The following is a 20,107-nucleotide window of genomic DNA, read 5'->3' as shown; positions in this document are numbered from 1 at the left end:
AACGTGTTTTCGTCACCGGGATTACCTGAATGTTCCATTGTGCGCGCTTTCCCCACACAAACCCGTGTAACAGCACCGATTGCACAAGATTCCCCGAGGCAACACGCAAACGCACGAATGGCGTTATCAAACTGCTTGCATTGCCCTCTGGCTCTTTTACCATTGAGAAATTAAACCGTTGGATAACCCGGGATCTTTGTTATGGCTTTTAATCCGTTTCCTCCTCGCCAGCCCAGTGCCGCCGCCCGTCTACCGCTGACACTAATGACGCTCGACGACTGGGCTCTCGTGACTGCCGTGGGTGCAGACACTGAGAAATATCTTCAGGGTCAGGTGACTGCCGACGTCGCGAAACTTGACGCGGGCCAGCATCTGCTCTGCGCCCATTGCGATGCCAAAGGGAAGATGTGGAGTAACCTGCGTCTGTTCCATCGGGGCGAAGGCTTTGCGTTTATTGAGCGCCGCAACCTGCGTGACGCCCAGCTTACAGAGCTGAAGAAATATTCCGTTTTCTCCAAAGTCACTTTCAATGCGGATGACGCCAGCGTCCTGTTAGGGTTGGCGGGTTTCCAGGCGCGTTCTGCGCTTGCAGCCGTTTTCACTACGCTGCCGGATGAAGATACTCAGGTTGTCCAGCACGGCGCAACAACTCTGTTGTGGCTAAATCTGCCGGCGGAGCGCTTCCTGATTGTCACTGACGAAGAAACGGCTCAGACGTTAACCGAAAAACTCAGTGAAGAAGCACAGCGTAATGATAGCCAGCAGTGGCTGACGCTGGATATCGAGGGTGGATTGCCGGTCATTGATAGTGTAAACAGCGCTCAGTTTATTCCACAGGCAACAAACCTTCAGGCGCTGGGCGGTATCAGCTTTAAAAAAGGCTGCTACACCGGCCAGGAAATGGTTGCCCGAGCCAAGTTCCGCGGGGCAAATAAACGCGCACTCTGGCTGCTGGCCGGGAGCGCAAGCCGCGTGCCTGAAGCAGGCGAAGATCTTGAGTTGCAGATGGGTGAAAACTGGCGTCGTACCGGCACCGTGCTGGCCGCTTCACGATTAGAAGATGGCCGTCTTGTTGTGCAGGCGGTGATGAACAACGATCTTGAACCGAACAGCGTCTTGCGCGTGCGTGATGATGCAAACAGCAAGCTCTCACTGGAGCCACTGCCCTATTCTCTGGAAGAAAATTAATCGAACACTGAGCCCCGAAACCGGGGCTCAGTAATTTGATTTTGGCGAGTTAGACGCTTTAACGAATATAGAGATAAATCGCGAGGAAATGGCAGACGCTGCCGCCCAGCACAAACCCATGCCAAATGGCATGGTTGTACGGAATACGTTTGCAGACGTAGAAAATCACCCCCAGCGAGTAAACAATACCGCCAATCGCCAGCAGCGTAACGCTGCCCGGTGCCAGTTTGACCACCATTTGGTAGATGACGACCAGCGACAGCCAGCCCATCAGCAGATAGGTCACCAACGACAACACCTTAAACCGGTGTGCAATGGTGAGCTTAAACAGGATCCCCGCCAGCGCCAGGCTCCAGATAACAATCATCAGCCCTTTTGACAGCGGCGAGTTGAGCCCTACCAGCAAAAACGGGGTATACGTGCCGGCGATCAGCAGGTAAATGGCGCAGTGGTCGAACTTTTTAAGCCACCGCTTGGCCCGCTCATGTGGAATAGCGTGGTAAAGCGTTGAGGCGAGAAACAGCAGGATCATGCTGCCGCCGTAAAGACTGTAGCTGGTAATTGCCGTTGCGCTGGCATTGGCATCGACCGCCTGCACCAGCAACAACACTAGGCCAACAATACCGAACACCAACCCAATGCCGTGGCTAATGCTATTGGCTACTTCCTCTGCCAGAGAATATCCATGCGCGACAAGTGGTTTACGAGCCATCTGGCTCCTCCCGAGATAAAGAAGAATAACGCAGCGTTCCTAGCCTAACTGAGAATGATTCCAGTGAACACATGTAAGCTAAAATAAATATGTGAGCGTCTGTGACGACGCCCTTCGTCAGCCTGGAGGATTTCTTTTACAATCAAACGACAGCCAAAAAACAGGGAAAATACGATGCAACAGGCATTTGGTGAAATGAGTGCGGTTATCCATTTCCTGATGGAGATTGATAAGCTGAAGCTGGTTCAGCGTCGCACCAAAATCATCGGTCATGAAAGACATGAAAACTCTGCCGAGCACAGCTGGCACTTCGCTATGGCGGCAATGAGCCTCGCCCCCTGGGCCGAAAAAGAGGTGAATATTCAGCGCGTGATCCAAATGGCGCTGCTGCACGACATCGTAGAAATCGATGTTGGCGATGTGCTGGTTTATGACATTGCGGCCCGTGAAGCCATCGCCGAAAAAGAAGCGGCGGCGGCACGGCGTCTGTTTGGTTTGTTGCCTGCGCCGCAGGGGCCACAATTTCTGGCTTTGTGGCAAGAATATGAGGCAGGCACCACGCCCGACGCCCGCTTTGCCGGGGCGCTGGATCGCATTTTACCTATTCTGCTTAACCTGCATAACGAAGGGCAGAGCTGGCGAGAGAATAATATTTCCCTGCAGCAGGTATTAACTCGCAATGCGCAGGTGGGAGAAAGCTGGCCGGAATTGTGGCAACATGTCGAGCGTCAATTATATCGGGCGCACGAGAAAGGCTGGCTGCGTTAGTTCCAGTCATCCGTAAGCACCGTACCAGCAGGAAGAAAAAGTATGTTTACCCATGCGGCAATCGCCACCCTGAACGGCCTCGAAATGATGGTGTACAACTTTGTCATTAAAAACAAAGACAAAGTCATGTACATGACCATTCGAGAGCTGGCGGATGCCGCAGGAGTCTCCACCACGACCGTGTTACGTTTTTGCCGCAAACTCAACTGTGAAGGGTATTCCGAGTTTCGCGTTCGTTTTAAATTATATCTGGAGCAAACGGAAACTCAGCCCGCTAATTTCGGCAGCAGCGAAATTATCAGTTTTTTTAAAAGTACCAATAATGAAGAATTCGATAATTTAATCGACCACGCCGTTGATATTATTTGCTCCTCCGAGCGTATTATTTTTGTTGGCGCGGGAACATCCGGTGCTTTAGCTAAATATGGTGCACGTTTTTTCTCAAACGTTGGTAAATTTAGCAACCATATTGATGATCCTTATTTTCCGGTCACCAATGATATGGCACGAAACGCGCTGGCTATTGTGCTTTCGGTTTCCGGCGAGACGGAGGAGATCCTGCGCTTTGCCAGCCAGTTCAGCCTTCACCACTGTAAAGTGATGTCTGTCACCAGCCATGAAAACTCGTCGCTGGCGAAATTAGCCGACTTTAATATTTCCTGGCATATTCCACCGGTACGTATCGCCGGTGTGTATGACATCACCACACAAATCCCCGTTATTTATATTCTTGAAACCATTGGCCGCCGCCTGGCAAAAAGAATGCTATAAAAAACACCTTGTTTTATATTTGTGACAAATCACAATTCACGCTATTTGTTATATCGTGACAATCCGTTTTCATTTGTTAGACTCCAAAGCAGAAATAATACTTTCAGCGCGACGATGTGAACCTACGCACATTATTTCATGCGCTAACAATGAGATGAAAGAATATGAAACAACTTAAGTTACCGAAGGACTTTTTATGGGGCGGTGCGGTTGCCGCTCACCAGGTGGAAGGCGGCTGGAACAAAGACGGTAAAGGCCCAAGCATTTGTGACGTACTGACGGGCGGCGCCCACGGCGTCCCGCGCGAGATAACTCTGCAGGTCGAAGCCGGGAAATACTACCCGAACCACGAAGCGATTGATTTTCATGGCCGCTACAAAGAAGACATTAAGCTGTTTGCCGAGATGGGCTTCAAATGCTTCCGTACCTCCATTGCCTGGACCCGCATTTTCCCCAACGGCGACGAGCAGCAGCCTAACGAAGCTGGCCTGACGTTCTACGACGATATGTTCGATGAGCTGCTGAAATACAATATCGAGCCGGTCATCACCCTCTCCCACTTCGAAATGCCGCACCACCTGGTGACCGAATACGGCGGCTGGACCAACCGAAAAGTGGTCGATTTCTTTGTTCGTTTCGCCGAAGTCGTGTTCGAGCGTTACAAGAGCAAAGTGAAGTACTGGATGACCTTTAACGAAATCAATAACCAGCGTAACTGGCGCGCGCCGCTGTTCGGCTACTGCTGCTCCGGTGTGGTTTACACTGAGCACGACAACCCGGAAGAGGTGATGTACCAGGTGCTGCACCACCAGTTTGTGGCGAGCGCAATGGCGGTGAAGATCGGCCACCGCATCAACCCTGAGATGAAAATCGGCTGCATGCTCGCCATGGTGCCTCTGTACGCCTTCTCCTGTAAGCCTGAAGACCAAATGTTTGCGCAAGAATCAATGCGTGAACGCTATGTGTTTACCGACGTGCAGCTGCGTGGCTATTACCCGTCTTATGTACTGAACGAATGGGAACGCCGCGAGTTCAACATTAAAATGGAAGCCGGTGACGAGCAGATCCTGCGCGAAGGCGTCTGTGATTATCTCGGGTTCAGCTACTACATGACGAACGCCGTTCAGGCCGAAGGCGGCAGCGGCGATGCGCTTTCCGGCTTCCAGGGTAGCGTGCCAAACCCGCACGTCAAAGCCTCTGACTGGGGCTGGCAGATTGACCCGGTTGGCCTGCGCTATGCGCTGTGCGAACTGTATGAGCGCTACCAGAAGCCGCTGTTCATCGTGGAAAACGGCTTTGGCGCCTACGACAAAGTAGAGGCAGACGGCTCCATCAACGATGACTACCGCATTGATTATCTGCGCGCTCACGTGGAGGAATTGAAAAAAGCCGTGACCTACGACGGTGTGGATCTGATGGGCTACACGCCATGGGGCTGCATCGACTGCGTGTCGTTTACCACCGGCCAGTACAGCAAGCGCTACGGCTTTATCTACGTCAACAAACACGACGACGGCACTGGAGATATGTCGCGCTCCCGCAAGAAGAGCTTCAACTGGTACAAGGAAGTGATCGCCAGCAATGGCGAGAATCTCTAAACGATCACCACCTCCATAGGAGGTGGTTTAGCGTTGATAAGCAAAAGGCGCCTTCATGGCGCCTTTTTTATTTAAACGGGCAACCCAAACCGGAAGCAGGCCCCGCGCTTTGGCTGGTCCACCAGCGAAATGTCGCTGCCGTGCAGTTGCAGCATCTGGCGCACAATCATCAGCCCAAGCCCGCCAACCCTGAGCCGGGATTGATTCACAATCGAAGGCCGCACAAACAGCCCCTCTTTTAGCTCCTGCGGAATGCCTGGCCCGCTGTCGCTGACCTGCACCATGACTTTATCCACCTCTTTCCACAGCCGGACTGAAATCATGCCTTTGTCCGGCGTATGGCGGATGGCGTTGTCCAACAGATTGGTCAACACACGCTCGATCATGCTGACATCGGCTTCAATTAGCGGCAGTCCTGGCTGGATGTCAGCTAAAAGTTCAAGTTGGCGAGTTTGCGCCGGAAGCTCAAATTTCTGGAACACATCCTGCAGCAATTCGCTCAGGGAGAAGCTCTCTTTGTGTGGCTTCACCACCCCGTATTCCAGCCTGGCCAGTTCGAACAGCGACTGAGCCAGCGCCCCAACCTTCTGACTCTGGGCCAGCGCAATATCCAGATAGCGCTTTTTCTCCGCCTCGCTCAGCGTAGCCGACATGACCGAGAGGCTTTCCAGGTAACCATGCAGCGACGTTAGCGGCGTTCTCAGGTCATGGGAGATATTGGCGATAAACTCGCGCCGCAGCTGATCTTGCTGAGTCAGGCTATGCCACTGCTCGGAGATTCGCCCGGCCATAGCAATCACCCCGTGACGCAGTTGGGCCAGCTCATCCCCATCTCCTCCTGGATTTTGCGGCAGAGCCGCCATGGCCTGCATTTCGGCCATCCCTCCTGATTCCAGCGCCTTAACGTGCTGCGAAAGTTCGCGTAACGGGCGTGTGATCCAGCGAAACGCCAGGCCGCCTACCACCAACCCCAGCACGCAGACCAGGCTGAGCAGAAACAGGCTTAGCTTTAAAACGGCATCAAACTGAGCGCTGTTGGCAAGCTGATTGTAGGTTTCCCCCAGCAGCACCACATACAAATAGCCCTCCAGCTTGCCGTCTCGCATCATCGGCGCCACGCTAAACACTTTCTGCCCGTCCAGGCTGCGCGGGTCGTCGCCATAAAGCGGGAATTTGCCGCCGTTCAGCGCGGCCCGTAGCGGAGCGAGATCGACCTGCTGGCGCTTAATATGCCCATCCGGGGCTGCATCACCAATGATATTGCCTTGTTTATCCAGCAGATAAACTTCCACGCTGGGGTTAACGGCCATCAGATGGTCGAACAGCGTGCGGACCGAGTCTTTGTTCAGCCCGTCCTGCCCGAGCAGAGGGTAGCTCTGGTTGATGTGCTGCGCCAGGTCACCGGAAAGTTGCTGAATCACGGCCTGGCTGTATTGCGTGCTGGTACGCACCTGCAGCCAGCCCAAAAAGGCGCAGGCGGTCAGCAGCAACACGGCAAAAACCAGCGTCAGGCGGCGGGAAAGCGTAAGAATTCGCATAGGGTTACTCACGTATCAGGGCGGTAAACTTATAGCCTTTACCCCACACGGTGCGGATAAAATTCGGCTCCGCCGGGTTATCTTCAATCTTGATGCGCAGCCGGTTGATGTGGGTGTTTACGGTGTGCTCATAGCCTTCGTGCTGGTAGCCCCAAACCTGGTTGAGCAGGTGCAGCCGCGAAAACACTTTGTCCGGGTTGCGGGCGAAAAAGTACAGCAAATCAAACTCACGCGGGGTGAGATCTATCGGCATCTGATTCAGCCGAACATCTCTGGCCAGCGGATCAATCGTAAGCGGGCCAAAAGTCAGCGTGCCGGCGTCTATCTTGAGGTTCTGGCTCATGGCCTCCTGACGGCGGAACAGCGCCTTCACGCGGGCGACCAGTTCGAGCATTGAAAACGGTTTCGCCAGGTAGTCGTCCGCGCCCAGCTCAAGCCCCAGCACGCGGTGCGTTTCGCTGGAGCGGGCGCTGATCATAATAATCGGCGTGTACCGCGTCATGCTTCTGGCAAAGCGGCAAATCTCCAGGCCATCGACGCCGGGCAGCATCAGATCGAGAATCAGCGCATCCCAGCCGCCCTGCCTGAGCTTTTCCAGGCCGAGATTGCCGTCGGCGGCATGCACAATTTCAAAGCCTTCTTCCCGCAAATGCAGCTGCAGAAGCTCGGCGATATTTTCGTCGTCTTCTACGATCAGTATTTTTTTTGCCTGATTCACTTTGTCTGTCCCCACACGCTGGCATAGCCAAAGTTTACACAACTCGCGTCGGTTAAGTTGTCACATTTAATTTAACTTTGCGTGAGGCAATGGGGAACAAATCTGGCCAATACTCGCTGCATCGAATCACGAGGAAGCCGGACGATGGAAAGCTCAACGCTGCATACCGCCCCAACGCTCATTCACCCACTGTGGCTGAGGCTCTGCCACTGGCTGAATGCGCTGGCGATCCTGATTATGGTCACCAGCGGCTGGCGCATTTATAACGCCTCTCCGCTGTTTCATTTCCAGTTTGCCAACGAACTGACACTCGGCGGCTGGCTGGGTGGCGCGCTGCAGTGGCACTTCGCCGGGATGTGGCTGTTTGCGGTCAACGGCGTGATTTATCTGCTGTGCAATCTCTTCAGCGGCCGCTTTAAGCAGAAATACTGGCCCTTATCGCCTCGCGAATTCTTCCAGGACGCCTTTGCGGCGCTGCGGGGGAAATTAGCCCACGCTGACCTGAGCCATTACAACATGGTGCAAAAGGCGGCCTATCTGTTTGTTATCGCCGATAGCCTGCTACTGGTTATTTCCGGCCTCGTCGTGTGGAAATCCGTGCAGTTTGCCCTGCTGCGAGAATTGCTTGGCGGCTATGACACAGCGAGGTTTATCCACTTTTATGCCATGTCCGCCCTGGTCGGTTTCGTGGTGATTCATCTGCTGATGGTGGCGCTGGTGCCCCGCACGTTGCTCGCCATGCTCCGTGGCCGCTGAGGAAGAAACATGAGCGATAAAAACGAAATCATTAAAGAAGCGACGCAGCTGATTAATAAGCAGCTCACGCAGGAAGGCCGCCGTCGTTTTTTAAAGCAGAGCTTAACGCTCGGCGGCATCGCGATGCTCACCGGCTGCGATATCAGCGATAACGCCACGGTTGAAAGTTCGCTCAGCAAGATTTCACGTTTTAACGACCGCATTCAGGCCTGGCTGTTTAACGGCAGCCAACTGGCACCGGTTTACCCGGAAAGCATGATCGACGCTAACTTCCCGTTTAACGCCTTTTACGGCGAGGACGAGGCGCCGGACATCAACGGCGACAGCTACCGCCTGGAGCTTGCCGGGCTAATTACCGACAAGCGCCCGTGGACGCTGGCACAGCTGCACCAGATGGCGCAGGTCAGCCAGGTGACCCGCCATATCTGCGTCGAAGGCTGGAGCGCCATCGGTAAATGGGGCGGCGTCCCTTTTGCCCTGTTCCTGAAAGGGATTGGCGCCGACCTGCGAGCCAAATACGTCAGCTTTAAATGCGCGGATGACTACTACACCAGCATTGATATGGCCACCGCGCTGCATCCACAAACGCTGATTGCTTTAACCTGGGATGGCAAAGTCCTGCCGCGCAAATATGGCTACCCGATGAAACTGCGTATCCCTACCAAACTCGGCTACAAGAACCCGAAGCATATTCAGGTCATTGAAGTCACCAATCGCTACCCCGGCGGCTACTGGGAAGACCAGGGCTATAACTGGTTCGGTGGTAGTTAACTCTCTGTCTCACTGCAAAATCAAGGAAATACATCATGAAAAAGATCTACGCTGCCCTGCTGTGCTCCACCATGCTGTTCGGTATCGCCGGGGCTAACGCTGCCGACTCGATGAGCAAGGATTCCATGGCCAAAGACGGCATGGGCAAAATGACCCACACCTGTAAAGACGGCATGAACAAAGACGGCATGAAGAAAGATTGCATGTCCAAAGATGGCATGAAGAAAGACGGGATGAGCAAAGACCCTATGGGCAAAGACAGCATGGCCAAAGACGGTATGGCGAAAGACAGCATGAGCAAGCAATAAGCCTGACGCTACGCCAGTCTCACCCTCTTCTGGCGTAGCGAACTCATTTCCCACCTGCCGCATCAATAAAGGTGCCGGTCACGTAAGATGCCTTTTCGCTCAGCAGCCATAGAATGGCCTCCGCGATCTCTTCCGGCTGACCGCCGCGCTGCATCGGCAATGCCGTTTTCACCCGATCAACTCTTCCCGCTTCTCCACCGGAAGCATGCATTTCGGTATAAATAAAACCGGGCCGCACGCCGTTTACGCGGATCCCCTGCGCGGCAACCTCTACCGCCAGCCCGGTGGTCAACATATCAACGGCTCCTTTGGACGCGGCATAGTCAACATATTCCCCAGCAGCGCCTAAGCGGGACGCGGCAGAAGAGACATTCACAATGGCTCCACCTTCCCCACCGTGACGCCATGCCATGCGCTTCACCGCTTCCCGGCAGCAGAGAAAATATCCGGTAACGTTTGTCGTCAGCACGCGATTGATACGTTCCGCCGTAAGGTTTTCAATGGTCGATTGCTGGAACAAGATGCCGGCGTTATTCACCAGCGCGGTCAGCGGCCCAAATGCGTTATCGATTTCGGCGAACATCGCCATCACCTGCAGCTCATCGGCAATATCCGCCCGCAGCGCCAGCGCTTCTCCGCCCTGGGCAATGATCGTCTTGACCACTTCATCCGCAGCCTGCTTATTGCGGAGGTAGTTCACCACCACTTTATAACCATGCTGAGCCAGCAAAAGCGAGGTTGCTTTACCCATTCCCCGGCTGCCGCCGGTGACCAAAGCTATCTTCATGTGACTCTCCAGAAACAAGAAAGGGCACCGAAGTGCCCTTAAGGTTGATGACAAAGAGGAAAAAAGCGTGGTTTTTTCCTCTTTGTGATTATCAGCCGAAAATCAATAAATTGATTTTCCTTATTTTTTTGACGAATCGTCTAGCATTTCTACTATCACTAGAGGATTGTCAGCAGTCTTTAGGGCACCGAAGTGCCCTTGATTCAATCTGTAAATACTATTCGTACTCGCTCATCGGCACGCAGGAGCAGAACAGATTGCGGTCGCCGTAAACGTCGTCAAGGCGCTTCACGGTTGGCCAGTATTTATTGTTGAGACCTGCCGGGAAGACCGCCAGTTCACGGGTGTACGGGTGCGCCCACTCGGCAACAATTTCATCCTGAGTGTGCGGCGCGTTCACCAGCGGGTTGTCTTCCAGCGGCCATTCGCCTGCAACGACGCGGTCGATTTCGCTGCGGATGGACAGCATCGCATTAATAAAGCGGTCCAGCTCCACTTTGCTTTCGGATTCGGTTGGCTCAACCATCAGCGTGCCCGCTACCGGGAACGACATGGTTGGCGCGTGGAAGCCGAAGTCGATCAGGCGCTTGGCGATATCCAGCTCGCTGATGCCGGTTTCTTCTTTCAGCGGACGAATATCCAGAATACATTCGTGAGCCACACGGCCATTCGCGCCGGTGTAGAGCACCGGATACGCGGATTTCAGGCGGGTCGCGATGTAGTTGGCGTTCAGAATCGCTACGGAGCTGGCTTTCTTCAGGCCGTCCGCGCCCATCATGCGGATGTACATCCAGCTGATTGGCAGAATAGAGGCGCTGCCAAACGGGGCGGCGGAAACCGCGCCTTGCTGGGTCAGCATCTCTTCAATCTGCACCACGCTGTGGCCCGGTACAAACGGAGCCAGATGCGCTTTCACGCCGATTGGGCCCATGCCCGGGCCGCCGCCGCCGTGCGGAATGCAGAAGGTTTTGTGCAGGTTGAGGTGTGAAACGTCCGCGCCGATATACCCCGGCGTGGTGATCCCCACCTGGGCGTTCATATTGGCGCCGTCCAGGTAAACCTGTCCCCCAAACTGATGCACGATCTGGCACACTTCGCGGATCGTTTCTTCGTACACGCCGTGAGTGGACGGGTAAGTCACCATGATGCAGGAGAGCGCTTCGCCCGCCTGTTCGGCTTTAACACGCAGATCCTGCAGATCGATGTTGCCTTGTTTATCACAAGCCACGACGATCACTTCCATACCCGCCATTTGCGCCGAAGCCGGGTTGGTACCGTGCGCAGAGCTTGGGATCAGGCAGATGTTGCGGCTGCCTTCGTTGCGGCTTTCGTGGTAGCGGCGGATAGCCAGCAGGCCAGCGTATTCGCCCTGGGCGCCGGAGTTCGGCTGCATGCACAGCGCGTCGTAGCCGGTCAGTTTCACCAGCCAGTCGGACAGCTGGGCGATCATCTGGTGGTAGCCTTCGGCCTGGTTTGCCGGGCAGAACGGGTGCAGCTCGGCAAATTCCGGCCAGGTGATCGGGATCATTTCGGCCGCGGCGTTCAGCTTCATGGTGCAGGAACCGAGCGGGATCATCGCCTGGTTGAGCGCCAGATCTTTACGCTCCAGAGAGTGCATGTAGCGCATCATCTCGGTTTCGCTGTGGTAGCGATTAAAGACCGGGTGGGTCAGGATCTCGTCGTCGCGCAGCATCGGAGCCGGAATGGACTGGCTGTCGTTGGCAACGTCACGATCCAGCTTGTCGATATCCAGGCCGTGAGCATCGCCCAGCAGCACGTCGAACAGAGCAACAACATCTTCACGGGTGGTGGCTTCATCAAGAGTGATGCCTACCGCGTTCAGGATGTCGCTACGCAGGTTAATTTCACGCGCTTCGGCACGCGCCAGCACGGCGGCTTTATCAGCCACTTCAACACAAAGGGTGTCGAACCAGTGTTTGTGGCGCAGAACCAGACCTTTCTGCTGCAGACCAGCGGCCAGAATGTCGGTCAGGCGGTGGATGCGGCCTGCAATGCGTTTCAGGCCAGCCGGGCCGTGGAAGACCGCATACAGGCTGGCAATGTTCGCCAACAGCACCTGGGAAGTACAGATGTTGGAGTTCGCCTTCTCGCGGCGGATGTGCTGCTCGCGGGTTTGCATCGCCATGCGCAGCGCGGTGCGGCCAGCGGCATCGCGGGAAACGCCGATAATACGGCCTGGCATGGAACGTTTAAATTCATCGCGAGCGCCGAAGAACGCCGCGTGCGGGCCGCCGTAGCCCATTGGGACACCGAAGCGCTGGGCAGAGCCGAAGACAATGTCCGCACCCTGTTTGCCCGGCGCGGTCAGCATCACCAGCGTCATGAAATCTGCGGCTACGCTGACCACAACTTTACGCTGTTTCAGCTCAGCAATCAGAGCCGTGTAATCATGCACTTCGCCGGTGGTGCCCACCTGCTGAAGCAGCACGCCGAACACATCCTGATGGTCCAGCACTTTCGCCGCATCATCGACAATGACGTCAAAACCGAAGGTTTCCGCGCGGGTACGCACCACGTCCAGCGTTTGTGGATGAACGTCAGAGGCCACGAAGAAACGGTTAGCGTTTTTCAGCTTGCTGACGCGCTTAGCCATCGCCATAGCTTCGGCTGCCGCGGTAGCTTCATCAAGCAGAGAAGCGGAAGCGATATCCATGCCGGTCAGGTCAAGCGTGACCTGCTGGAAGTTCAGCAGCGCTTCAAGACGCCCCTGGGAAACTTCAGGCTGGTAAGGCGTGTAGGCGGTGTACCAGCCTGGGTTTTCCAGCATGTTACGCAGAATCACCGGCGGCGTTTGTACCGCGGTGTAACCCATGCCAATGTAAGTTTTGAAGCGTTTATTGCGGCTGGCAATGCCTTTTAACTCTGCCAGGGCCGCAAACTCGGTCGCCGCGGCGCCAATCTGAGGCGGCTCAGCAAGCTGAATATCCTGCGGGACAATGCTGGCGATCAGGTCTGGGAGCGTCTTCGCGCCGACGGTCTCCAGCATCTCTTGCTGCTGCTGCGCGTCCGGGCCAATGTGACGATCGATAAACGCTTCGTGATTCTCTAACTGACGTAAAGACTGGGTCATGAGCGGTGATTCCTGAAATGGTTTCCCCTCCCCACCAGGGAGAGGGGTTTAAAAATTACTCGTCTTCTAACAGTGCTTCATAGGCAGAAGCATCCAGCAGCGCGGCAACCTGTGCTTCGTCGCTGGCTTTAATTTTGAAGATCCAGCCTTCGCCGTAAGGTTCGCTGTTGACCAGCTCCGGGCTGTCGCTCAGCGCGTCGTTGACCGCAACGATTTCACCGCTGATTGGGGCGTAGATGTCAGAAGCCGCTTTCACGGATTCAGCAACGGCACAATCATCACCGGCAGAAACGGTGGCGCCCACTTCAGGCAGGTCAACAAATACCATGTCGCCCAGCAGTTCCTGTGCGTGTTCGGTGATGCCTACGGTGTAGCTGCCATCAGCTTCTTTACGCAGCCATTCGTGCTCTTTGCTGTATTTCAGTTCGTTCGGCACATTGCTCATTGTTTTCTCCTGATACCTGATTTCAAAATTTAAAGCGCGACCGGCTTACCGGCGCGAACAAAAATAGGTTTGGTGACTTTGACCGGCATTTCGCGGTTGCGGATCTGCACGATCGCCGTTTCACCGATGCCCGCCGGGACGCGAGCCAGCGCAATGCTGTAGCCGAGCGTTGGCGAGAAGGTGCCGCTGGTGATTGCCCCTTCGTGCGTATTGCCCTGCGCGTCGGTAAACCGTACCGGCAGCTCATTACGTAATACGCCTTTTTCGGTCATGATCAAGCCAACCAGCTCTTCGGTACCGTTCGCGCGCTGTGCTTCCAGCGCTTCACGGCCGATAAAATCACGATCTTCAGGCTGCCACGCGATGGTCCAGCCCATGTTCGCGGCTAGTGGAGAAACACCTTCGTCCATGTCCTGGCCGTAAAGGTTCATGCCAGCTTCAAGACGCAGCGTGTCGCGAGCGCCCAGGCCGCAAGGCTTAACGCCCGCTTCAACCAGCTGCGCCCAGAATCCCGTTGCCTTGTCGTTCGGCATCGCAATTTCATAGCCCGCTTCGCCGGTGTAGCCGGTGGTGGCAATAAACAAATCACCAGACTGCACGCCAAAGAACGGTTTCATGCCTTCAACGGCTTTACGCTGCGCTTCGCTAAACAGCGTGGCGGCTTTGGCTTTCGCATTCGGCCCCTGAACGGCAATCAGCGCCAGGTCGTCACGCACGGTGACGGACACGCCAAACGGTTCAGCGTGCTGGTTGATCCAGGCAAGGTCTTTTTCACGAGTAGCGGAGTTAACAACGAGGCGGAAATAGTCTTCGGTGAGGAAATAGATAATCAGGTCGTCAATCACGCCGCCGGAAGCATTGAGCATGGCAGTGTAAAGCGCTTTGCCCGGCTGGGTGAGTTTGGCGACGTCGTTGGCGACCAAGTAACGCAGAAACTCGCGGGTACGGCTGCCGTGCAGATCGACGATGGTCATGTGCGACACGTCGAACATACCGGCGTCGGTGCGTACGGCGTGGTGCTCATCAATTTGCGAGCCGTAGTGCAGCGGCATCATCCAGCCGTGGAAATCAACCATGCGGGCACCGCAGAGCGTGTGCTGTTCAAATAAGGGGGTCTGTTGAGTCATCTTTTCCTCTTTAACCATCTGGTGGCAAGGCGGATTTGGCTTTGCCAACCGTCAGACGAAACCCGGCATCGCCACCGTTCCCCGATAGCGACGCAAACGTTACCTTTGACCTGAACTTACCACCGAACGGGGGCGTAAACCATAAGCGAAAAACGGTCATTGCATTAGCTTATGACCCAAATGGGAGAGGAAGTGTGCAGAGTAATTCACTGTAAAAATGCGATTCACTCCACATTAACAGCAGGTATTTAGTGTCGAATTTAGCACTGGCTAACATTTACGACCATTTCAGAAACAAATTGACTACATCGCATAATTTGTAAGATTAGAAAATGTAATCCGAGATTTGTCCTGAGATTAGAATATTTCAAACGAGGGAGCAGATACCCTTCCCGATCATCGGGAAGGGAAATGTGACGGGGTTATCACTATAGATTCCATCAGGTGGGTGAGTACTGCTCACCCCCGTGTAGCTCGAAGTATGACGAGTATTTATTGCAGCCAGGATGGCAGATCTTGCAACCCCATCGCCTGGCGAACCAGTTGAGGTTTAACTCCCGGCAGCGTATCGGCAAGCTTCAGGCCAATATCTCTGAGGAGTTTTTTCGCCGGGTTGCTGCCGGCGAACAAATCGCGGAAGCCTTGCATACTGGCCAGCATCACCGCCGCGCTGTGCTTGCGGCTGCGCTCATAGCGACGCAGGTAGAGATGCTGCCCAAAATCTTTGCCTTCGCGATGCAGGCGGCGAATTTCCGCAATCAATTCCGCGGCATCCATAAAACCGAGGTTGACGCCCTGTCCGGCCAGCGGGTGAATGGTATGGGCGGCATCACCCACCAGCGCCAGACGATGGCCGGCAAAGCTGCGGGCGTAGCGGCCCGTCAGCGGGAAGGTGCGGCGCTCGCTTTCAACAGAACACAGGCCGAGACGCATGTTAAACGCAACGGAAAGCGCCTGGTTAAACGCTTCATCGTCGGCCTGCTGCATACGAGCCGCTTCTTCCGGCGGCAGCGACCAGACAATAGAGCAAAGATGTGGGTCAGAAAGCGGCAGAAATGCCAGAATGCCTTCGCCGTGGAACACCTGACGTGCGACGGCCTGATGCGGCTCGGCGGTGCGAATCGTCGCTACCAGCGCATGATGGTTATAGTCCCAGAACGTCAGCGGGATATCGGCTTTGTCCCGCAGCCAGGAGTTGGCGCCATCTGCGCCCACCACCAGCCTTGCAGTTAGCATTGTGCCGTCTTTCAGGGTCAGGAACGCGTCGTTTTCACCCCAGGCGACCTGGTGAATGTCCACGGGTGCCATCAGGCTGATGTCGCTGCATTGCTCCGCACGTTGCCACAGCGCCTGGTGGATCACCGAGTTTTCGATGATGTGCCCCAGGTGGCTAAAACCGAAGCTCTTATCATCAAAGGCGATTTGCCCGAAGCTGTCTCGCTCCCAGACTTCCATCCCGTGATAGCTGCTGGCTCGCTCGCTGATTTTTGGCCACGCGCCCAAATGCGTCAGCAGCTTTTCGCTCGCCGCATTGATAGCCGAAACGCGCAGTTCCGGGGCAGCGTCAGGCCCCAGCGGCTGGGGAAGATGACTTTCAATGACCGCAACGCGCAGGCCGCTGCCCTGAAGTCCGCAGGCCACCGCCAGCCCCACCATGCCGCCGCCGACAATCGCCACATCTACGCTTTGCAAATTGACTCTCCTTTAACGCGCCACCCAACCCAGGGTGCGCTGAGCCAGCACGTCTCGTGCCGGAGTAAAATGTTCCATCGCCATCAGGCCAAGGTTACGGCCCGCCACCAGCGGTGCCCAGCGGTTAGCAAACAGCTTAACCAGCCCGTCAGTGACGCCAATGGTTGCCGCTTTATCTGCGGCACGGCGCTGCTGATAAGCGGCCAGAACCGGGAAGCTGCCGACATCCGTGCCTGCAGCGTGCGCCTCTGCCAACCCTTCAGCCAGCGACATAACGTCGCGCAGGCCAAGGTTGAACCCCTGCCCGGCTATCGGATGCAGCGTTTGCGCGGCATTGCCTACCAGCGCCAGGCGATGGGATACGGTCTGAGAAGCCTGTTGTAACGCCAGAGGATAATGATGACGAATGCCTGCATGGGTAATTCGCCCCAGCCGCCAGCCAAAGGCACGCTGAAGCTGCTGACAAAACGCTGCTTCGCTCCAGCTTTCAACCTCGTCACGGGCATCCAGCGCATGGCACCAGACCAGCGAGCAGCGCCCGTCGGACATCGGCAGCATGGCGATTGGCCCGAATTCGGTAAAGCGCTCAAATGCCCGGCCATGATGGGGTTCAGAAGTAGTGACGTTGGCAATCACGGCGATCTGCTGGTAGCTCTGCGGCTGCCAGGTGATGCCGCACTGCGCCGCCAGCTTAGAACGGGTGCCATCCGCGGCAACCAAAACGTTGCCCTGCAGCTCAACGCCGTTATCCAGCACAACCTGCACGCTATGCTCATGCCGGGTAAACGACGAAACGCGCTGCGGGCAGTGCAGCGTTACGCCAGGCGCTTTACGCAGCAGGCTAAAAAGACGCAGCCCGACGTCGTGCAGCTCCACAACCTGCCCAAGCGCATCAATCTGGTAATCCTCAGCTTCAAGGGTGACGAAGCCGGCGTGGCCTTTGTCGCTGACGTGCACGGTTTTAATTGCCGTGGCGCAGTCGACGAGCGCAGGCCATACGCCAATGCGGGCCAACTGCTGCTGGGTGCCCTGGGCGAGCGCGATGGCTCTGGCATCAAACCCCGGATGAGCGGCTGAGTCCGGGGCAATCGCCTCGATGAGGTGCACCGGCAATTTCCCCTGGGTGAGGGTCGATATGGCTAATGCCAGCGTCGCCCCCGCCATCCCGCCGCCAACAATGATGACGCTCATGGCTGACGCGCCGCTGCCATCAGCGCTTCGATATCGTCTGCCGACTTCACCACGCTGGCGGTCAAGTTCTCGTTGCCGTCTTTGGTGATCACAATGTCGTCTTCAATGCGGATGCCAATGCCACGATACTGCGCGGGCACGTCCGCATCCGGAGCAATATAAAGCCCAGGTTCGACGGTGATGACCATACCCGGCTCCAGCACGCGTGACCTGTCCTGCCCGTAAGCGCCCACGTCGTGCACGTCCAGCCCCAGCCAGTGGCTCAGGCCATGCATAAAGAACGCGCGGTGGGCGTTATTGGCGATCAGATGATCGATATCGCCTTTCAGAATACCGAGCTTCACCAGCCCCTTAACCATGATGCGCACCACTTCCGTCGTCACTTCCTGCATGGACGTGCCCGGCCGGTAGAGTTTTAGCGAGGTTTCGAGCGATTCCAGCACGATGTCGTAAATTTCACGCTGCGCCGGGCTGAATTTGCCGTTAACAGGGAAAGTGCGCGTGATGTCTCCGGCGTAGCTTTGGTATTCACATCCGGCGTCTATCAGCACCAGATCTCCGTCGCGCAGTTCACTTTCGTTTTCGGTGTAATGCAGAATGCAACCGTTCTCACCGCCACCCACAATAGTGGTGTACGAAGGATAACGCGCGCCGTGGCGAGTAAACTCGTGGTGAATTTCACCCTCGAGCTGATATTCAAACATTCCCGGGCGGCAGGCCTGCATGGCACGAGTATGCGCCAGCGCGGAAATCTCGCCGGCACGACGCATAACGGCAATCTCTTCTTCGGATTTGAAGAGGCGTAGTTCGTGTACCGTCGGACGCCAGTCGGTCAGGGTTGCGGGCGCAGCGAGATTTTGACGCGAACCACGACGCAACTTATCCAGCGCGGCAAAAACGATGTTATCCGCATATTCGTACTCGCCCTGAGCGTGGTAAACCGCATCCAGACCGTTTAGCAGGAGATGTAATTGCTCACCGATTTCGCTGAAGGACAGCGCGCGATCCACCCCTAACTTCTGCGGGGCAGCGTCCTGGCCAAGCCTGCGGCCAAACCAAATTTCTGCACTTTTATCCCGCACGCGGTTGAACAGCACGCTGTGATTATGCGACTCATCGCTTTTAATGAGCACCAGCACGGCTTCCGGCTCGTTAAAGCCGGTGAAGTACCAAAAATCGCTGCTCTGCCGATAAGGGTATTCGCTGTCGGCATTGCGGGTCGCTTCCGGGGCCGCGAAAATTAACGCAGCGCTGCCGGGCACCATTTTCGCCAGTAGCGCCTGGCGGCGGCGAAGAAATTCCTGCTGGGTCATCACATCTCCTGATTTTTTGATCGTTAGTGGAGCGTAGGTTTGCGTACCTCTGGCGCGGTCGGTGCCGCGTGAGTAAAGGTGTCGTGGCACAGCAGCGCGGCAACACGCACATATTCAATGATCTCTTCGAGCGACATCTCCAGCTCTTCCTGGTCTTCGTCCTCGTCGTAACCCAGCTGGGCAATATTACGCAGATCGTCAATGGCTTCGCCGGTTTCACCGGTGACTTTGTCGAGTTTGCTCTGCATGACGCCGAGGCCCAGCAGGAAGTGGTTTACCCAGCCGGAAAGCGCATCGGCGCGATCGAAAACGGAGACATCATCCCCGTCCGGCAGGTAAAGCTGGAACAGGAAGCCTTCGTCTTCCAGCGCATCGCCAATGGCACCGTGCATCTGGCGCAGCGGATCAGCGAGGTTCTGGCTAAAGGCCAGGCCTTCGTTAGTCAGGTCATGCAGCAGCGTTTGCCAGCTGGTGTCTTTGTTACCACCGCACAGCATGCCGCTGATCAAGCCGTGCATTTCTGCAGGCGTCAGACCCACACCCTGTTGGTTCAAAAGTTGGCCGACTAAGTCGTAGTCCGGCATTGCGTTCTGTATTGACATGCGCATTCGTCATCGTTGGCAGGAATAGTGTGTGTTATGCTACCACCAGGACCCCCGCAGATACCAGAAAAGGGCTTGTATCTTGATATCGGGATAGCTATAGTGGCGCCCCTTCCGCTACCGGGGCCGGTAGCGTAAAGGCAGGCGAGTAAACAGCAGGAAGGTGGCATGTCTGCACAACCAGTCGATATTCAAATTTTCGGTCGTTCATTGCGCGTGAATTGTCCGCCTGAACAACAGGATGCGCTGAATCAGGCTGCGGAAGAGCTGAATCAGCGGTTGCAAGATTTAAAAGTTCGCACTAGAGTCACAAATACCGAGCAGCTGGTGTTCATCGCAGCACTTAACATTTGCTACGAACTGGCTCAGGAAAAGTCGAAAACCCGTGACTACGCCGCCAATATGGAAGAGCGTATTCGGATGCTACAGCAGACCATCGAACAAGCATTGCTTGAGCAAGGTCGCATTGCAGACCGACAGGGTCCAAAGTTTGAATAACACTTCGCAGTTGACTGTGGTAGAGTAACTTCGAAGACAAAATTTCTCTGAGATGTTTGCAAGCGGGCCAGTCCCCTGAGCCGATATTTCATACCACAAGAGTGTGGCGCTCCGCGGTTGGTGAGCATGCTCGGTCCGTCCGAGAAGCCTTAAAACCATGACGACACACTCACCTTGAACCAAGGGTTCAAGGGTTACAGCCTGCGGCGGCATCTCGGAGATTCCCTCTTTAC

The 20,107-nt window shown here is 55.6% G+C and carries 19 protein-coding genes and 1 other RNA gene; 9 read left to right on the top strand and 11 right to left on the bottom strand.

Annotated elements, in window-relative coordinates; all coding sequences use genetic code 11:
• Nucleotides 1-201 precede the first annotated feature (201 nt).
• Nucleotides 202-1,188, top strand: a complete 987-nt coding sequence (gene ygfZ, locus ACREYP_RS03060; protein ID WP_336819428.1) for a tRNA-modifying protein YgfZ — start codon at nucleotides 202-204, stop codon at nucleotides 1,186-1,188.
• 58 nt (nucleotides 1,189-1,246) lie between these two features.
• Here the strand turns inward: ygfZ and trhA are convergent, their stop codons facing one another.
• Complete coding sequence (trhA, locus tag ACREYP_RS03055) at nucleotides 1,247-1,900, bottom strand: PAQR family membrane homeostasis protein TrhA (RefSeq protein ID WP_008461624.1); 654 nt, start codon at nucleotides 1,898-1,900, stop codon at nucleotides 1,247-1,249.
• A gap of 174 nt (nucleotides 1,901-2,074) precedes the next feature.
• On the opposite strand from trhA, the gene ACREYP_RS03050 reads away from it, so the two are divergent.
• The 3 genes from ACREYP_RS03050 (at nucleotide 2,075) to ACREYP_RS03040 (ending at nucleotide 5,037) form a co-directional block, all read left to right on the top strand.
• Nucleotides 2,075-2,668 (top strand): HD domain-containing protein, encoded by a 594-nt coding sequence (locus tag ACREYP_RS03050; protein WP_166878201.1) that lies wholly within the window; start codon nucleotides 2,075-2,077, stop codon nucleotides 2,666-2,668.
• A gap of 42 nt (nucleotides 2,669-2,710) precedes the next feature.
• Nucleotides 2,711-3,439 carry a MurR/RpiR family transcriptional regulator gene (locus ACREYP_RS03045; RefSeq protein ID WP_008461621.1) on the top strand — a complete coding sequence of 243 codons (729 nt, stop codon included), beginning with the start codon at nucleotides 2,711-2,713 and terminating at the stop codon, nucleotides 3,437-3,439.
• Nucleotides 3,440-3,603: 164 nt separating this feature from the next.
• Nucleotides 3,604-5,037: a 6-phospho-beta-glucosidase gene (locus ACREYP_RS03040; protein WP_336819429.1), complete on the top strand. Its 1,434-nt coding sequence runs from the start codon at nucleotides 3,604-3,606 to the stop codon at nucleotides 5,035-5,037.
• A gap of 71 nt (nucleotides 5,038-5,108) precedes the next feature.
• Here ACREYP_RS03040 and ACREYP_RS03035 read toward each other — a convergent pair whose 3' ends face one another.
• A complete protein-coding gene (locus ACREYP_RS03035) occupies nucleotides 5,109-6,575 on the bottom strand; it encodes a sensor histidine kinase (protein WP_008461617.1) in 1,467 nt (488 codons plus the stop codon).
• A gap of 4 nt (nucleotides 6,576-6,579) precedes the next feature.
• A complete protein-coding gene (locus ACREYP_RS03030) occupies nucleotides 6,580-7,293 on the bottom strand; it encodes a winged helix-turn-helix domain-containing protein (protein WP_008461615.1) in 714 nt (237 codons plus the stop codon).
• Nucleotides 7,294-7,437: 144 nt separating this feature from the next.
• On the opposite strand from ACREYP_RS03030, the gene ACREYP_RS03025 reads away from it, so the two are divergent.
• From ACREYP_RS03025 to ACREYP_RS03015, 3 genes are read left to right on the top strand one after another with little or no spacing between them, the layout of a single operon-like run.
• Nucleotides 7,438-8,049, top strand: a complete 612-nt coding sequence (locus ACREYP_RS03025; RefSeq protein WP_008461613.1) for a cytochrome b/b6 domain-containing protein — start codon at nucleotides 7,438-7,440, stop codon at nucleotides 8,047-8,049.
• A gap of 9 nt (nucleotides 8,050-8,058) precedes the next feature.
• Nucleotides 8,059-8,820 carry a molybdopterin-dependent oxidoreductase gene (locus ACREYP_RS03020; protein WP_008461612.1) on the top strand — a complete coding sequence of 254 codons (762 nt, stop codon included), beginning with the start codon at nucleotides 8,059-8,061 and terminating at the stop codon, nucleotides 8,818-8,820.
• Nucleotides 8,821-8,855: 35 nt separating this feature from the next.
• The gene (locus ACREYP_RS03015) at nucleotides 8,856-9,128 is read left to right on the top strand and encodes a pentapeptide MXKDX repeat protein (RefSeq protein ID WP_008461611.1); all 273 of its coding nucleotides are present in this window, start codon (nucleotides 8,856-8,858) and stop codon (nucleotides 9,126-9,128) included.
• A 43-nt stretch (nucleotides 9,129-9,171) separates the two neighbouring features.
• Here ACREYP_RS03015 and ACREYP_RS03010 read toward each other — a convergent pair whose 3' ends face one another.
• From ACREYP_RS03010 to ACREYP_RS02975, 8 genes are all read right to left on the bottom strand, one after another.
• On the bottom strand, nucleotides 9,172-9,915 hold the full coding sequence (locus ACREYP_RS03010; protein WP_336819430.1) for an SDR family oxidoreductase: 744 nt from the start codon (nucleotides 9,913-9,915) through the stop codon (nucleotides 9,172-9,174).
• A 217-nt stretch (nucleotides 9,916-10,132) separates the two neighbouring features.
• Nucleotides 10,133-13,006, bottom strand: a complete 2,874-nt coding sequence (gene gcvP, locus ACREYP_RS03005; RefSeq protein WP_498881092.1) for an aminomethyl-transferring glycine dehydrogenase — start codon at nucleotides 13,004-13,006, stop codon at nucleotides 10,133-10,135.
• Nucleotides 13,007-13,061: 55 nt separating this feature from the next.
• Entirely contained in the window at nucleotides 13,062-13,451 is a 390-nt protein-coding gene (gene gcvH, locus ACREYP_RS03000; RefSeq protein ID WP_008461608.1) for a glycine cleavage system protein GcvH, read from the bottom strand.
• A gap of 29 nt (nucleotides 13,452-13,480) precedes the next feature.
• On the bottom strand, nucleotides 13,481-14,578 hold the full coding sequence (gene gcvT, locus ACREYP_RS02995; protein ID WP_336819432.1) for a glycine cleavage system aminomethyltransferase GcvT: 1,098 nt from the start codon (nucleotides 14,576-14,578) through the stop codon (nucleotides 13,481-13,483).
• A 492-nt stretch (nucleotides 14,579-15,070) separates the two neighbouring features.
• A complete protein-coding gene (gene ubiI / locus ACREYP_RS02990) occupies nucleotides 15,071-16,270 on the bottom strand; it encodes an FAD-dependent 2-octaprenylphenol hydroxylase (protein ID WP_336708718.1) in 1,200 nt (399 codons plus the stop codon).
• A gap of 12 nt (nucleotides 16,271-16,282) precedes the next feature.
• The gene (gene ubiH, locus ACREYP_RS02985) at nucleotides 16,283-17,461 is read right to left on the bottom strand and encodes a 2-octaprenyl-6-methoxyphenyl hydroxylase (protein WP_498881091.1); all 1,179 of its coding nucleotides are present in this window, start codon (nucleotides 17,459-17,461) and stop codon (nucleotides 16,283-16,285) included.
• On the bottom strand, nucleotides 17,458-18,774 hold the full coding sequence (gene pepP, locus ACREYP_RS02980; RefSeq protein WP_008461601.1) for a Xaa-Pro aminopeptidase: 1,317 nt from the start codon (nucleotides 18,772-18,774) through the stop codon (nucleotides 17,458-17,460). The genes ubiH and pepP overlap by 4 nt, the downstream gene beginning before the upstream one ends.
• A gap of 23 nt (nucleotides 18,775-18,797) precedes the next feature.
• Nucleotides 18,798-19,376 (bottom strand): YecA/YgfB family protein, encoded by a 579-nt coding sequence (locus tag ACREYP_RS02975; protein ID WP_008461600.1) that lies wholly within the window; start codon nucleotides 19,374-19,376, stop codon nucleotides 18,798-18,800.
• A 168-nt stretch (nucleotides 19,377-19,544) separates the two neighbouring features.
• Between ACREYP_RS02975 and zapA the strand changes: the two genes are divergently transcribed.
• Both zapA and ssrS read left to right on the top strand, forming a co-directional pair.
• Nucleotides 19,545-19,874 carry a cell division protein ZapA gene (zapA, locus tag ACREYP_RS02970; RefSeq protein WP_008461599.1) on the top strand — a complete coding sequence of 110 codons (330 nt, stop codon included), beginning with the start codon at nucleotides 19,545-19,547 and terminating at the stop codon, nucleotides 19,872-19,874.
• A 41-nt stretch (nucleotides 19,875-19,915) separates the two neighbouring features.
• A non-coding RNA gene (ssrS, locus tag ACREYP_RS02965) (6S RNA) lies at nucleotides 19,916-20,099 on the top strand.
• Nucleotides 20,100-20,107: the final 8 nt, after the last annotated feature.

The sequence above is a fragment of the Enterobacter sp. TMH.L2 genome (genome assembly GCF_050847315.1).
GTDB lineage: Bacteria > Pseudomonadota > Gammaproteobacteria > Enterobacterales > Enterobacteriaceae > Cedecea.
This window is presented reverse-complemented; position numbering and strand designations above follow the sequence as displayed.